This window comes from Saccharothrix sp. NBAS 001, assembly GCF_056640475.1.
Genome location: NZ_CM153251.1, coordinates 8,719,160 through 8,733,316, shown reverse-complemented (window position 1 = coordinate 8,733,316; position 14,157 = coordinate 8,719,160). Strand labels below are relative to the sequence as shown.

Annotated in this window: 17 protein-coding genes and 1 riboswitch; of the genes, 5 read left to right on the top strand and 12 right to left on the bottom strand. The window is 70.7% G+C overall.

Annotation, left to right across the window (positions count from 1 at the left end):
* Positions 1-17: 17 nt before the first annotated feature.
* Positions 18-983 (bottom strand): 4-(cytidine 5'-diphospho)-2-C-methyl-D-erythritol kinase, encoded by a 966-nt coding sequence (locus AC0HI0_RS38990; protein WP_480928480.1) that lies wholly within the window; start codon positions 981-983, stop codon positions 18-20.
* Between the two features lie 390 nt (positions 984-1,373).
* On the opposite strand from AC0HI0_RS38990, the gene AC0HI0_RS38985 reads away from it, so the two are divergent.
* From AC0HI0_RS38985 to AC0HI0_RS38975, 3 genes are all read left to right on the top strand, one after another.
* Positions 1,374-1,598, top strand: coding sequence for a hypothetical protein (locus AC0HI0_RS38985; protein WP_480928479.1), 225 nt, complete (start codon positions 1,374-1,376; stop codon positions 1,596-1,598).
* Positions 1,595-2,119 (top strand): HEAT repeat domain-containing protein, encoded by a 525-nt coding sequence (locus AC0HI0_RS38980; RefSeq protein WP_480928478.1) that lies wholly within the window; start codon positions 1,595-1,597, stop codon positions 2,117-2,119. Before AC0HI0_RS38985 ends, AC0HI0_RS38980 begins: the two co-directional genes overlap by 4 nt.
* A gap of 571 nt (positions 2,120-2,690) precedes the next feature.
* Positions 2,691-3,422 carry a DUF4184 family protein gene (locus AC0HI0_RS38975; protein WP_480928477.1) on the top strand — a complete coding sequence of 244 codons (732 nt, stop codon included), beginning with the start codon at positions 2,691-2,693 and terminating at the stop codon, positions 3,420-3,422.
* A 2-nt stretch (positions 3,423-3,424) separates the two neighbouring features.
* Here AC0HI0_RS38975 and AC0HI0_RS38970 read toward each other — a convergent pair whose 3' ends face one another.
* From AC0HI0_RS38970 to metG, 7 genes are all read right to left on the bottom strand, one after another.
* Positions 3,425-4,231, bottom strand: a complete 807-nt coding sequence (locus AC0HI0_RS38970) for a MetQ/NlpA family ABC transporter substrate-binding protein (RefSeq protein WP_480928476.1) — start codon at positions 4,229-4,231, stop codon at positions 3,425-3,427.
* 27 nt (positions 4,232-4,258) lie between these two features.
* Positions 4,259-4,915, bottom strand: coding sequence for a methionine ABC transporter permease (locus tag AC0HI0_RS38965; protein ID WP_480928475.1), 657 nt, complete (start codon positions 4,913-4,915; stop codon positions 4,259-4,261).
* Positions 4,916-4,938: 23 nt separating this feature from the next.
* A complete protein-coding gene (locus AC0HI0_RS38960; RefSeq protein WP_480928474.1) occupies positions 4,939-5,949 on the bottom strand; it encodes a methionine ABC transporter ATP-binding protein in 1,011 nt (336 codons plus the stop codon).
* 201 nt (positions 5,950-6,150) lie between these two features.
* Positions 6,151-6,243: riboswitch (SAM riboswitch) on the bottom strand.
* An 89-nt stretch (positions 6,244-6,332) separates the two neighbouring features.
* The gene (gene rsmA / locus AC0HI0_RS38955; RefSeq protein WP_480928473.1) at positions 6,333-7,208 is read right to left on the bottom strand and encodes a 16S rRNA (adenine(1518)-N(6)/adenine(1519)-N(6))-dimethyltransferase RsmA; all 876 of its coding nucleotides are present in this window, start codon (positions 7,206-7,208) and stop codon (positions 6,333-6,335) included.
* A gap of 9 nt (positions 7,209-7,217) precedes the next feature.
* On the bottom strand, positions 7,218-8,660 hold the full coding sequence (locus AC0HI0_RS38950) for a transglycosylase family protein (protein ID WP_480928472.1): 1,443 nt from the start codon (positions 8,658-8,660) through the stop codon (positions 7,218-7,220).
* A gap of 275 nt (positions 8,661-8,935) precedes the next feature.
* Positions 8,936-9,775 (bottom strand): TatD family hydrolase, encoded by an 840-nt coding sequence (locus AC0HI0_RS38945; protein ID WP_480928471.1) that lies wholly within the window; start codon positions 9,773-9,775, stop codon positions 8,936-8,938.
* A gap of 28 nt (positions 9,776-9,803) precedes the next feature.
* Positions 9,804-11,594 carry a methionine--tRNA ligase gene (metG, locus tag AC0HI0_RS38940; RefSeq protein ID WP_480928470.1) on the bottom strand — a complete coding sequence of 597 codons (1,791 nt, stop codon included), beginning with the start codon at positions 11,592-11,594 and terminating at the stop codon, positions 9,804-9,806.
* A gap of 274 nt (positions 11,595-11,868) precedes the next feature.
* Between metG and AC0HI0_RS38935 the strand changes: the two genes are divergently transcribed.
* Both AC0HI0_RS38935 and AC0HI0_RS38930 read left to right on the top strand, forming a co-directional pair.
* On the top strand, positions 11,869-12,318 hold the full coding sequence (locus AC0HI0_RS38935) for a hypothetical protein (protein WP_480928469.1): 450 nt from the start codon (positions 11,869-11,871) through the stop codon (positions 12,316-12,318).
* 2 nt (positions 12,319-12,320) lie between these two features.
* On the top strand, positions 12,321-12,719 hold the full coding sequence (locus AC0HI0_RS38930; RefSeq protein ID WP_480928468.1) for a hypothetical protein: 399 nt from the start codon (positions 12,321-12,323) through the stop codon (positions 12,717-12,719).
* Here AC0HI0_RS38930 and AC0HI0_RS38925 read toward each other — a convergent pair.
* From AC0HI0_RS38925 to AC0HI0_RS38910, 4 genes are all read right to left on the bottom strand, one after another.
* The gene (locus tag AC0HI0_RS38925) at positions 12,675-12,863 is read right to left on the bottom strand and encodes a DUF397 domain-containing protein (protein ID WP_480928467.1); all 189 of its coding nucleotides are present in this window, start codon (positions 12,861-12,863) and stop codon (positions 12,675-12,677) included. The genes AC0HI0_RS38930 and AC0HI0_RS38925 overlap by 45 nt on opposite strands.
* Positions 12,860-13,033: a DUF397 domain-containing protein gene (locus AC0HI0_RS38920; RefSeq protein WP_480928466.1), complete on the bottom strand. Its 174-nt coding sequence runs from the start codon at positions 13,031-13,033 to the stop codon at positions 12,860-12,862. The genes AC0HI0_RS38925 and AC0HI0_RS38920 overlap by 4 nt, the downstream gene beginning before the upstream one ends.
* Positions 13,034-13,044: 11 nt before the next feature.
* Positions 13,045-13,158 (bottom strand): DUF397 domain-containing protein, encoded by a 114-nt coding sequence (locus tag AC0HI0_RS38915; protein ID WP_480934487.1) that lies wholly within the window; start codon positions 13,156-13,158, stop codon positions 13,045-13,047.
* 72 nt (positions 13,159-13,230) lie between these two features.
* The gene (locus AC0HI0_RS38910; RefSeq protein WP_480928465.1) at positions 13,231-14,076 is read right to left on the bottom strand and encodes a helix-turn-helix domain-containing protein; all 846 of its coding nucleotides are present in this window, start codon (positions 14,074-14,076) and stop codon (positions 13,231-13,233) included.
* Positions 14,077-14,157 lie beyond the last annotated feature (81 nt).

The window sequence follows — 14,157 nt, the reverse complement described above, 5'->3', positions numbered from 1 at the left end:
AACCTTCGTCTGGAAATTTACGCGTGGACCTCGGGCGGTGACGGCCGAGGCGCTTCCTCGGTCCCGATCACCCGCGCCCCGTGGACGGGCCCCTGCGCGACGCGCACCGTGCGGCACACTCCCGCACCGGCCAGCTCCGCCGCCACCCGGACCGCCGAATCGGCGTCCGTGCAGAGGAACGCGCAGGTGGGGCCGGACCCGGACACCAACCCGGCCAGCGCACCGGCGTTCACCCCGGCGCGCAGGGTGCGGCGCAGGTTCGGCCGCAGCGACACCGCCGCGGCCTGGAGGTCGTTGCCCAGCAGCAGGGCGAGCTGCCGGGGGTCGCCCGACGCCAGACCTTCCAGCACGGCCTCGGCCGCACCCACCCGGGGCGGGTCGCCGTCCGCGCGCAGCCGGTCCAGCTCGGCGAACACCTCGGGCGTCGGCAGACCGCGCCGGTCGAACGCCAGCACCCAGTGGAACGTGTGCCGGGCCAGCACGGGCACGATCTGGTCGCCCCGGTCGGTGCCCAGCGCGGTGCCGCCGTAGAGCGCGAACGGGACGTCCGCCCCGATCTTCCCGGCGAGCCCGGCCAGTTCGTCCCGGCCGATCTCCAGCCGCCACAGCGCGGCCAGCCCGACCAGCGTCGCCGCCGCGTTCGCGCTGCCGCCCGCCATGCCGCCGGCGACCGGGATGGCCTTGCGGATCGCCACCCGCACCTTCGGGTCGTCGGGATCGCGGCCGACGTGCCCGGCCAACACCCGCACCGCCCGCCACGCGAGGTTCGACGGCCCGGTGGGCACCGAATCCGCGCCCTCGCCGCTCACCTCGACACCGGGGTCGTCGGCGACGGCGACGGTCACCTCGTCGGTCAGGGACAGCGCCTGGAAGATCGTCACCAGGTCGTGGTAGCCGTCCGCGCGCGGGTCACCGACCGCCAGGTGCAGGTTGACCTTGGCCGGGACGCGGACGGTGACCGGGGGTGGGACTACGGCGAGCACGCCATGAAGCCTACGGGCGTTCGCCAGGTGCTCGCTGCCACCCGGCTCCCACCTGCGGTCGAAGCTACGGGTGCCCCCTGCGCCCCGAACCCGCCTCCCGGCCCCCAGACACCCCCGCAAACACCCCCCAATCGAAATCGCAGCGCTGCACGCCACAACGCAGCAACGCGGCACAACCGGCGGCCTGCACCACAACGCGGCACCACAAGGTGCGGCAATGCAGCACGATCGGCAGCCAGAATCGCAGCGCTGCACGCCAGAGCGTGGCATTGCATTTCGGACGACTGCGCGAGGACTTCGCACGGGCGGGGTGCCTCGCCTGGCTCCCCGGATAATGACGCCGGTCGCGCGCCGCGTCGGGGGCGTTCGGCGGACCGGATGAGGGGGCACGTGACGCAGCGGGAGGACGTCGGGACGGCGTCGGCGTGGGCGGCGATCGGCGGCCGGTCGCCCGCCGAAGTCGGGTTCGACCTGGTCCGGGGACTCACCGCAACCGACTCGCCATACGGCTCGCTCCGGCACGCGCCGTCCCCGATCGGCTACGACGGCGTGCTGCCCGCGCGGAACCGGCCGCCGGGCCGGTGGGGCGCGGCCCGGGCGGAGTGGCCCGCATGACCGGGCGGGACGAGGTGCTCGCCGTGGTCGCGGACCTGTCCGGCCCGCTCGGGCCGTTCCGCACGCCGGAGGACATGGACGACATCCGGCTCACGTGGCTGTCCGAGGCGGACTGGTCGGCGTTCGGGCACCTCGCGGACATCGCGTGCCGCTCCTGGCCGGAACTGGCGCGGCTGGACCCGGACGCCGTCCACTACGAGCTGAGCCGGCTGCTGACCGAACTCGGGCAACGGGACGTGGCCGCCGCAGTGGCGCGGCTGGCCGAGCTGCTGGAGGTCCCGGCTGCCCGGACGGTGGCCATCATGGCGCTGGGCGGCTTCGGCCCGGCCGCCCTGCCGGCGTTGGTCGGGCTGGTGGACGAGCCGTTGACCGTCTCCGACGCGGTGTGGCTGGCGTGCGCGCTGGGTGAGACCGAAGACGAACGGGCCCGCCCGGCGCTGCTCGCGTTGCGGGACCGGGCCGGCGCGCCGGAAGTGGTGCGGGAGGTCGCGACGGCGCTGGTCCACCTCGATAGCTGTTGAACCGGCCCGGCCGGACATTGCGGTTGTGGGCTCAACGCGTGAAACCGGGGATCGCGCCCGGCGTGCCGAGGAACAAGAACAGCGCGTCCATGCACGACGCTCGGGCCTTGCGGCAGCCTGCTGTCCGTCGGGCTGATCAGGTGAGACGTGTCAGTGGACTCCACGATCACGCGTGCTCATCGGCACGCCGCCGGCACACGGAACAACGCAGCTCCCAGGCCGAGCCACCCGACCACGGCGGAACCGAGCCCGGCAATCATCAGGCCGGGCCGCTCCCCACAGGTGGACCAGCAGGCCGCACCTGGCCTGTGAACAGGGACGGCGGCCCCGGTCGCTGCTGCTCACCGCAGGGCAGCGGGGCGACAGCCCGCAGTTCGTGCCGGTGCTCGAAGCGATCGGGGCAGGCCCACAAGCCGGGTGGAGAAGGCTGGGCAGAGCGGGCTGGGCAGAGCGGGCGGCGGTGAGGCGGGTGAGGGCTGCGGGAGGCGGATCGTGGAGGAGGCGTGGAGGTCCCGTGCCGGGTCGGTGCCCGCGCCGGTCGGCCGCGCGCCCGGGGTGGTCGAATGCCGGTATGCCGTTCACCGCCTCGCACATCGCCGCGGTCCTCCCGCTGACCCGCCGCCCGCTGGTGACCTCGGCGCTGGTCGCGGGCTCGATGGCACCGGACCTGCCCTACTTCGTGCTGCTCCACCCCGGCGGCGGCGAGTACACCCACACCTGGTGGGGGCTGGTCGTGGTGGACGTGCCGATCGCCCTGGTCGCGCTGCTGCTCTACCGCGCCCTGCTGCTCGGACCGGCCCTCGCGCTGGCCCCGGCCGCGATCCGGTCCCGGGTCGCGCACCTGCCCGCCCCGCGCCTCGGGGTCGCCGCCGCCGTGTCGGCGCTGGTCGGCTGCGTGACGCACTTCGTCTGGGACGCCTTCACCCACCACGACGGCTGGGGCGTGCGGCTGTTCCCCGCCCTCGGAACCGACGTCCTGGGGATGCCCGGCTTCGCGCTGGCCCAGTGGGCGAGCACGGTACTGGGCGCGCTCGTGGTGGCCGCGTGGTGCGCCCGGGAGCTGTCCCGGATGCCCCGCCGGCCGGTCCCGGCCCGGTTCGCGCCCCCGGCCCGTCCGGGCGTGGTCCTCGCCGCGCTGGCCGCGTTCACCGCCGTGTTCGCGGCGTTCACCACCACCGGCGACAACGGGACGGACCTGCTGGTCAGCGGCTCGATCACGGTGGTCACCGGGGCGCTGACCGCACTGGCCCTCTACGGCGCGTGGCGCGCCCTCCGGGGAGAGCGCGCCACGGTCGACAACTAGCCTCACACGGCCAGCACGGACCCCGAGAAGGTCGTCTTGATGTAGTCCTTGACCTGCTGCGACTGCAGCAGCGCCAGCAGGTCCTTGATCCGCTTGTCGTCCTTCAGCTCGGCGCGGGTGACCAGGCCGTTGGCGTTCGGGTTGCCCTCGGCCTTCTCCAGCACCAGCGCGTCCGAGGACGGCTTGAGCCCGGCGTCGATCGCGTAGTTGCCGTTCACCACGGAGGCGTCGGTGTCCTCCAGCGAGCGGGGCAGCTGGGCCGCCTCCAGCGCGACGAACTCCAGGTTCTTAGGGTTCTCCGCGATGTCCCGGATGGACGGGGTCTTCTCCGCGCCGGCCTTGATCTTGATCAGCCCGTTCTCCGCGAGCAACCGCAGGCCGCGGGCCTCGTTGGTGGCGTCGTTGGCCACCGCGACCTTCCCGCCCGCGGGCAGGTCGGTGAGCTTCTTGTGCTTCTTGGAGTACACGCCGAGCGGCTCGACGTGCACCGGCCCGATCCACTCCAGCTTCGCGCCGCTCTCCGCCTTGAACGTCTCCAGGTACGGGATGGTCTGGAAGTAGTTCGCGTCGAGCGAGCCGTCCACCAGCGCGGTGTTCGGCTGGACGTAGTCGGTGAACTCGACGACCTCGATCTTGAGGCCCTTGTCCTTGGCCAGGTTCTCCGCCACGTACTTGAGCACCTGGGCGTGCGGGACGGGGCTGACGCCGACCTTCAGGGCCGCTTCGGGGTCGGAAGCGGCACCGGTCTGGCCGCTTCCGCAGCCCACCGCGGTCAGCAGCACGGCGACGAGGGCAGCACGAATGCGCATTTCAATTCCTTAACTACGGAGAAGGCTTCAGACGGAGGCGTGCCGGCGGCGGTCGACGCCCCGGGCCACGCGGTTGCCGATGAACTGGATCAGGGTGGCCACGATCGCGAGCACCACGACCGTCGCCCACAGGTAGCGGTCGTTGAACCGCTGGTAGCCCTCGCGCACCGCGAGGTCGCCGAGCCCGCCGCCGCCCACCACACCGGCCATGGCGGAGTAGCCGAGCAGGGCGATGGCGGTCACGCCGATCGCGTTGACCAGGGCGGGCAGCGATTCGCGCAGCAGCACGCTGCGCACGATCCGGCCGGTGGAGGCCCCGGTGGTCACCGCGGCCTCGATCACCGAGACGTGCACTTCGGACAGGACGTTCTGGACCAGCCGCCCGACGAACGGGATCGCGCCGACCGCCAGCGGCACGATGGCCGCCGTCGGCCCGATCGTGCCGCCGAGGATCAACCGGGTGAACGACATCAGCACGATCAGCAGGACCAGGAAGGGCATGGACCGACCGAGGTCGACCACGAAACCGAGCAGTTTGTGCACCACGGGCCTGGGGCGCAGCCCACCGGGAGCGGTGAGCTGCAACCAGACGCCGAGCGGAATGCCGAGCAGAACAGCGATCAGGGTGGAGACGCCCACCATGTAGACCGTCTGGCCGGTCGCGACCAGCACGTCGTCGAACACGGTGGACCAGGGTGTTGCCGACCTCACGCAGCTACTCCCTGGGGCCCTGCCAGTGTCCGGCGCACCGCGCCACCCGCTTCCGAGATCCACTCCAGCGCCGAGTCCGCGCGCTCGCCGTTGAGACCGACGCGGAAGCGCGCCACCGGGGTCTCGCCGAGCCGCGTCAGACCGCCGCCGAGCAGGTTGAGGTCCACGCCGAACCGGCTGGTCGCCTCGGGCAGCAGCGCGCCGACCGCGGCGAACCCGACCAGCACCACGTCCGCGACGCGGTCGTACGCGCCCTCGGCGGCCGGGTTCTGGTCCACGGCGGGCAGCAGCGAGGCGGCCGTGCGCGAGCCCGCGTCCGCGACCAGGTCCAGCACCTTGCCGTGCTCGACCACGCGGCCGTCCTCCAGCACCGCGACGTCGTCGCAGATCTTGCGGACCACGCCCATGTCGTGGGTGACCACGAGCACGGTGACGCCGAGTTCGGCCCGCGCGCGGTCCAGCACGGTCAGCACCGAGCCGGTGGTGTCGGGGTCGAGCGCGGAGGTCGGCTCGTCGGCCAGCAGCACCGACGGGCTGGCCGCCAGGGCGCGCGCCACGGCGATGCGCTGGCGCTGGCCGCCGGAGAGCTGGTCGGGGTAGGAGCCCGCCTTGTCGGTCAGGCCGACCAGGTCGAGCAGCTCGGCGACGCGGGTGCGCCGCTGCGGGCCGGGCACGCCGGCCGACTCCAGCGGGAGCGCCACGTTGCCCGCGGCGGTCCGCTGGCGCAGCAGCGAATCCCCTTGCGGCACAACGCCGATCTGCCGACGGGCGGCGCGCAGCGCCGGGCCGCCGAGGGACACCAGGTCGGTGCCGTCGACGCGGATCGCGCCGCTGTCGGGGCGCTCCAGCAGCGCCACGCACCGGGCCAGCGTGGACTTGCCCGCCCCGCTGGGGCCGACGACGCCCAGGACGGTGCCGGCGGCCACGTCCAGGTTCACGCCGTCCAGCGCGCGAACCTGACCGGTACTTCCGGGAAAGGTCTTGGTGAGGTTCTCAACAGTGATCACGATTTCGCTCCACGACTGCACGCGGCAACGCACGCTCGTGGCGTGCGCGTCCGAAGGCCAGCTCAAGAAGGGTGTCCCGAGAGGGGACGACGAGGACTCGAAAATGCGCCTAGGGCGGAAGTTAGCTGCGACAGCCTGAAACCGTGCGGCGGCCGTGGTCGACGACTCGCCGGCGCGTGAGCAGCATCCTGGGCACGTGATCCTCCATCGATCCTGGCTGAAGCACCTGCCTCCGTGGGGAGGTGGTTGCTGCGGCGTCGTAGAGCCAGGTCTCTCAGCCGCTCGGGATGGCAGCACGAGTACACCTGACGCGGAGCCTTGAACGCAAGCCCGCATGAGGATCGTTCGTCAAATCACACTTATGGCCGAAAGATCATCGGCTATTACGGTGAGGAAACCTCGGCTATCCGGACGAAGTCTCCGACGCCCAATTGCTCCCCCCGGACGCCCGGGTCGACGCCTGCCTGCAGCAACAGCCGCTCGGCCGCGGCGGCGGAGCCGGCCCACCCCGCGAGCGCCCCCCGGAGCATCTTGCGGCGCTGGGCGAAGGCCGCGTCCACCAACGAGAACAGCACCTTCTGGTCCACAGTGGACAGCGGCGGGTGGCGGGTGAACGCGACGAGCGCGGAGTCCACGTTCGGCACCGGCCAGAACACCGAGCGCGACACCGGCCCGGCCCGCCGGGCGTCGGTGTACCAGGCGAGCTTCACGCTCGGCACCCCGTAGACCTTGCTGCCCGGCCCGGCCGCCATCCGATCGGCCACTTCGGACTGCACCATCACCAGCCCGGTGCGCAGCGACGGCAGTTCGGCCAGCAGGTGCAGCACCACCGGCACGGCCACGTTGTACGGGAGGTTGGCCACCAGCGCGGTCGGCGGCGTCGGGAACCGGTCGGCCGTGACGCGCATCGCGTCGGCCTCGATCACGGTCAGCCGGTCGGCCAGGCCCGGGGCGCGCTCGGCGACCGTCAGCGGCAGCCTGGCGGCCAGCACGGGGTCGATCTCCACGGCGACCGTCGCGGCGCAGGACGGCAGCAGCGCCAGCGTCAGCGAGCCCAGGCCGGGCCCGACCTCCAGGACCACGTCGTCCGGGGACAGCTCCGCCGCCGCGACGATCTTGCGGACGGTGTTCGGGTCGTGCACGAAGTTCTGGCCGAGCTTCTTGGTGGGGCGGATGTCCAGCTCGGCGGCGAGCCGACGAACGTCAGCCGGGCCGAGGAGCGAACTCCCCGGCCCGGTTGAAGAAGCAGCTTCGGTCACGCGCAAAACCTACGGCAGGCCCAGCTTCGCCCGGCAGGCAGGCCACGCCGAGTAGCCGCCGCGCGCGTCGCGCACCTTGGTGGCGATGGCGATCTGCTGCTCGCGGGTGGCCTGGTGCGGGTACGCGGCGTACTGGCCGCCGCCGTTGGAGTCCCAGGTGCCCTTGTCGAACTGGAGGCCGCCGTAGTAGCCGTTGCCGGTGTTGATGGCCCAGTTGCCGGTCGCCTCGCACTGCACGAGCCGGTCCCACACCTCGCCGTCGGGCGGGAGCTTCGTGCCGACCTTGACCTTCTTGGCCTTGGGCTCCTTGGTGACCTTGGCGCCCAGCTTCTCGCGCCCGGTCTCCTTGCCGTTCTTGATGGTCACCCGGTAGGTGACGATCTGCTCGCCGGCCTCGCCCGCCTCGACGGTCTCCTTGGAGCCCTTCATCATCGAGTCGTCCTTGACCTCCTCGACGGGCGGCTCGATCGCCTCCGTCGCGTTGATCACGGACACGCCGGTGCGGCTGATGTGGACCTCGGCGCCGTTGGTGATGCGCAGGTCCCCGGCGGATTCGAGCTTGTCCTCCGGGCCGAGCGAGATCTTCTCGGCCTTCATCAGCTCGTCGACGGTCAGCGCGGTCGTGCGCAGCTGCTTCGGCTCGTTGCCGCCGTCGTAGAGCGTGATGGTCTTGAGGCTCTTGACCTCCAGCGACATCCCGCCGAGCGGGACGGCCATGCCCCGGTCGGCGGAGAGCCACGCGCCGTCGTCGTTCACCTTGAGCTGGTCGAGCGCCTCGTCCACGGTGACCGAGCGGACCCAGCCCTCGCGCTGCTCGCCGTCGACGGTCATCTTGACCAGCCGGCCCCGGTCGAGCGAGATCTTGCCGCCGTCGCCGACCTTCGCCTGGGGGGACGGGCTGAGCGCGTCGTGCTCGCCGACCGCGATGCCCTCGTCGGCGAGGATCTCGCCCACGGTGGACTCGTAGGTGCGCACGGTGGTGGCTTCGCCGTCGATGTCGACGGTGATGGACTTGTCCATCGCGATGGCGGTCGCGCCGCCGCCGGCGATGGTCACCAGCACGCTGGCGACCGCGGCCTTGAGGAAGCGGCGCTTCCACTTCCCGGCGGCTTCGACCAGGGCGACGGGCGGGGCGCTCGGCTGCTCGGCAGCGAGTGCTCCGGCGACCCGGTCCTGGGAGACCTCGTCCGGGATGATGATCGGCGGCAGGAGCGTGGTCTCGGCGTTGATGAGCTTGATCAGCTCGTCGACGTCGACGTTGGCACTGGCCAGCAGGTCGTCGGCGTCGGGTCCGAGGACCTCCAGCACGTCGTCCGGCGTGATGCTGAAGACCGTGGTGTCCCAGTCGGACCAACCGGGCTCGGGTCTTTCCAGGACGTCCACACTGGTGGGCGGTGCCTGGTCAGGCCGCACGGGAGTAAACCAGTCGGTGTCCTCGTTGAACGAGTTCACGGGGTTCCATACCTCCTGAAGGCGCGAAGGTTTCGCGCACACGTTCGGTGTCGGCGGTCAGCAGGTGATCTCCGGCAACTCCTGTGTGTGGGGCGTCTTCTCGCTTCTGGTGTGTAACCCGCCCCGACTGCGGGCTGCGCCCCGGGGGAATCGAACTCGGGGCACGGTCACGGGACCGTAACGGGTCCTCGGGGGTTGTGCAAACACCCCTACCAACCTTGTGAGTTCAGTCACCCCCTCAGGGGAGCAGTGCCGTCGACCATTCGTCGTAAGCCTTACTGCAAGTGCACTACGTCACCGAGGTTGAAGACCCGTTCGGCGTTTCGGGTGACAGTTGACGCTAGATCCGCCAATTCCACGTGACGCAGCGTCGCGAGATCACGGAGCGTGTAGTTCGCGCAGTACGGCTCGTTGGGCCGACCCCTGAACGGGTGCGGCGTGAGGAACGGGGCGTCGGTCTCCACCAGCAGGTGCTCGGCCGGCACCCACGCCGCCGCCTCGCGCAGCGCCGCCGCGTTGCGGAAGGTCACCGCGCCCGCGAACGACAGCACGAACCCGCGCTCCACGCACGCGCGCGCGAAGTCGAGGTCGCCGGAGAAGCAGTGGAAGACCACAGTGGACGGAGCGCCCTGCTCGTCCAGGATCTTGAGCACGTCGTCGTGCGCGTCCCGGTCGTGGATCATCAGGGTCTTGCCGGACAGCTTGGAAAGCTCGATGTGCCAACGGAAAGCGTCGTGCTGCGCGGCCGGCGGCGAGTAGTCCCAGTAGTAGTCCAAACCGGTCTCGCCGATCGCCACGACCCGCGGCTGCGCGGCCAGCGCGGCGAGTTCCGCGCGGTCCGCGTCGGTGAAAGTGGACGTTCGCGTCGGGTGCAGCGCGACCGCCGCGAACACCCGCTCGTCCCACGTGGCGGCCCGCGCCGCCCAACGCGCGGACGCCAGGTCGTCGGCGACCGTGATCACCCGGTCGACACCGGCGGCGTTGGCCCGGTCGAGGATCTCCCGCACCTGTTCGGGTGTCTCCGCCCCGCAGGCGTCGAGGTGGGTGTGGGCGTCGACCACCGGCACCGGAAGTGCTTCCGGGACCGGTGGCCGCTCACCCCTGCGCTTGGTCACCCCGCGCCGCCCGCCGCCGTGCTCGCGCTCACTTGATGATCGGGGCCCACTCCGGGCCGGTCTCGGCCAGCTCCGGGTCGAGCTTGGCGAACAGCGGCGCGGGCTTGGCCAGCGGTCGCCCGACCGGGATCGGCGTGGACTCCCACTTGGCCTGCTCGTTGGCGTAGTCCCCGGTCAGCACCGGGTACTTGCGGTCCGGCACGTCGAGGTCGGTGACCTCGTTGACCTGCGGCTGCGCCGCCCACACGCCGGTGCCGCCCAGCGCCTCGTGCACCTTCTGCGCCGAGTGCGGCAGGAACGGCGTGAGCAGCGTGTTCGCGTCCTGGACGACCTGGAGCGCGGTGTGCAGGACGGTGTCCCGGCGGGCCGGGTCGTCCTTGAGCTTCCACGGCTCCTGGTCGGACAGGTAGCGGTTGGCCGCGCCGACCACCTTCATCGCCTCGCCCGAGGCCTGCTTGAACCGCGAGCGGCGCAGCGCGTCGCCGACGACGCCGAACGCGTTGCGCGACAGGGTCAGCAGGTCGTGGTCGGCGTCGGTGAGCGCGGTCGGCGTCGGGATCGCCCCGACGTTCTTGTGCGCCATCGAGATCGACCGGTTGACCAGGTTGCCCCACTCGTTGGCCAGCTCGAAGTTCGTCCGCCGGACGAACTCGTCCCAGGTGAAGTCGGTGTCCTGGTTCTCCGGGCCCGCGACCGAGATGAAGTAGCGCAGCGCGTCCGGGCCGAACTCGCGCAGGAAGTCCGTCACGTAGATGACGGTCCCGCGCGAGGTGGAGAACTTCGAGCCGCTCATCGTGAGGAACTCGCTGGAGACCACCTCGGTGGGCAGGTTCAGCGGCCCGAACACACCCGGCTCGCCGCCCTTCGCGCCCTGGCCGTTCTGCCCGAGCAGCAGCGACGGCCAGATCAGCGAGTGGAAGACGATGTTGTCCTTGCCCATGAAGTAGTAGCCCTGGGCGTCACCGGTCCAGAACTCCTTCCAGGCGTCGTCGTCCCCGGTGCGCCGGGCCCACTCGACCGACGCGCTGAGGTAGCCGATCACGGCGTCGAACCACACGTAGAACCGCTTGAGCGGCTGGTCGCGCCAGCCGTCCAGCGGGATCGGCACGCCCCAGTCGAGGTCGCGGGTGATCGCGCGCGGGCGCAGGTCCTTGATCAGGTTCTGGCTGAACTTGAGGACGTTGGGCCGCCACTCGGTGCGGGTCTGGAGCCAGCCGCCGAGCGCGTCGATGAACTGCGGCAGGTCCAGGAACAGGTGCTCGGTCTCGACGAACTTCGGCACCTCGCCGTTGATCCGCGAGCGCGGGTTCTTCAGGTCGATCGGGTCGAGCTGGTTGCCGCAGTTGTCGCACTGGTCGCCGCGCGCGCCGTCGTAGCCGCAGATCGGGCAGGTGCCCTCGATGTAGCGGTCGGGCAGCGTGCGGCCGGTGGACGGGCTGATCGCGCCCATCTCGGTCTTGGGGATGACGTAGCCGTTGCGCCACAGGGCGAGGAAGAGGTCCTGGACGACCTTGTAGTGGTTGCCGGTGGTGGTCCGGGTGAACAGGTCGTACGAGAGGCCCAGCCCGTGGAGGTCCTCGGCGATGACGCGGTTGTACTTGTCCGCGAGTTCGCGCTCGGTCAGCCCCTCCTTCTCCGCCTGCACGGAGATGGGTGTGCCGTGCTCGTCCGTGCCGGAGACCATCAGCACCCGGTTCCCCGACATCCTCATGTACCGCGAGAACACGTCGGAAGGGACACCGAACCCTGACACGTGACCGATGTGACGGGGCCCGTTCGCATACGGCCACGCCACCGCGGTCAGCACGGAAGCACTCATGTGCTAAGCCTACGGAGGTCCCGCCACCCGGTTTCGGGCGGCTCACGTGGCGGTCGGGTCCGGGCCCCCGCGCCTGGCCGTGCCCGCCCGACCGAGTCGCGCGGCACGGCTCGACGCGGCCCCGGAACGCGAGCCCTTGTCACCATACGATTCGATACGGTCACTCCGTGTCATCGATCGAGGCGGTTGTGGCCCAGGTCTACTCGGCGCTCGACACAAGGCGGAGCAGGTCCGAGCGCTCCTCCGCGAGGCAGCGGAATCGCTGACCGAGGTGGTGCCGGCGCTCGCCCTGGCGGTGGCGGGGACTGGTGATCCGGACAGCGAGGCGTTGCCCTCGGTGTTCGCCGGATTCGAGGTCACCGTGCGGGAGCTGATCCGCCACGCCGACGAAGGCGACGACCGGATTCGGGCCTGGGTCGCCCACGAGGTCGGTACCCACCCGGCGAGGTCCGCCGCACTGCCCGGCCGGCCGGGCGTGCGGTGGCGGGGCCTGGACGCGGCGGGGCACGCGCGTGACGGTGGACGCTCGATCGGTCGCGCCTCGGGCGGTAGCAAGAAGATGCCGACAAGGGAACTCCGCTCGCTGCGCGAGTTGGACGAGGTGTTCGCGTCACTGGCACGCGGTGCGATCCTCAAGGCCAAACCCACGTACCCGGGCTGGTTCTACCGCTTCCCGGACGGCTACCGCCTGAAGCTCCACGTCAACGCGAAGGGCTGGAACTGAGCGTGCAAGACCTGGTCGCATACCTCAGCGAGGAACTCGAAACCGACTGGATCGGCTTCGCCGAGTTCCCCGCCATCATCCGCGAGACGACGGACGCCACCACCGACCTCCTCCGCCGAGGAGGGGCCGCAGCCGCCCGACTCGTCCGTGACGGCGTGCTAGTGGCGGGAGTGGTGACCGACGAAGGCTTCGCCCCGTGGAAGGGCACGGCAGAGCAGTCCGCGCAACGAATCGAGCGCGCCACGGCCGACCTGTTGCGTGAAGGTGCGATGCCCGAGGTCGGGGACGTGTGCTGGTTCGACCTCCCGTCGCATTCCGCGAAATGGGCGAACCCGATCCCCTGGATCAAGGCGGACCTACGCCCCCAGTCGGGTGGTCAACGCCCGCCAGGCGGCGGATGAGAAGGCAAGCCAACCGGCGTCGGGGCTCTTGGAGTCACGCGCCAACACCTCCCCAGCGGCGAACGCCACTTCGACGCAGGCCCCGTTGTTCGTGCTGTGGCTACTCCTGACCCAGCGGACCGTGGACACCTCCGGGCCCCTCATCGGGCAAGCCGGGCGGTCAGGGCGCGCCACGCAGCAGGCGGAAACGACAGACGACCGGCGTCAGGGCTCTTGGAGTCACGCGCCAGCACCGCTCCGGCGGCGAACGCCACCTCCACGCAGTCGCCATTGTTGGAGCTGTAGCTGCTCTTGGCCCAGCGGACCGTGGACACGTCCGGGCCCCTCATCGGGCAAGCCGGGCGGTCAGTGCCCGCCACGCAGCAGGCGGAAATGACAGGTGACCGGCATCGGGATTCTTGGAGTCACGCGCCATGGCCACGTGAGGCGTGACCGCCACTTCGACACAGGCCCCGTTGTTGGCGCTGTAGCTGCTCTTGACCCATTGGAGCCCAGACACGGGGACCTCCTGCTAGCTGCCGTCGATCAACGTCTGGATGTACGCGGAGGACTGCTGCGCCGACAACGCGACCGTACGCAGGTTCTCCACCGCCATCTTATAAGTCCGCACGTCGTCCTGATCCTGCACGTAGACCGCACCGTCGAGCCGTTCGGCGTATGCCACCGACTGTGCTTGGGCAAAGTCGAGCACGAAGAAGCCACCGCTCGTCGCCGTGTGCGGACCATCCTCGGGGCGGAGGACCTGGATCGTCACGTTCCGGCGCTTGGAGAGAGTGAGCAGGTGCTCGTACTGGGCGCGGCGGACCTCCGGCGTGCCGACCTCCAGCCGCAGCGCGGCCTCGCCGATCACGGCGTGCAGCTCCAGCGGTTCGGGCTCGGTCAGCCGCTTGGCCCGCGCGACCCGGAACGACACGAACCGCTCGCTGTGGTCGCGCCGCACGAACCCGGTCGCCTCGGTGATGGCCTGCGCGTAGTCCTCGGTCTGCAACAGGCCCGGCAGGACCATCGGTTCGAAGCAGAACTCCGCCTCTGCCAGACCTTCCAGACCGACGAAGGTCTTGAACCAGTCCGGCACGAGGTGTGACCACGGGGCCCACCAACTCCTGCCCTCGGAACTGCCGGACAACGACGCCAGCCGCTCGACGTCGGCGCGGCTCGCCCCGTACAGGGTCATCAACTTGGTGACGTCGTCCGGGAACTGCTGGTACCGGCCCGTCTCCATGTGCCCGACCTTGGCGCGCGTGATGCCGGTTTCCTCGGACGCTTGGACGAGCGTGAGTCCGCTGAGCTTCCGGTAGTGGGTCAGCTCCACACCGACCAACCAGCGCAGGGCCGAGGGATCACTTCGAGTCGTCATGCACCGATCATCTCCTAGACGTCTCGCTCGCACATTCACACGATCGGGCAATATCGCCGATGCTAGCTTTCTAGCTACCGT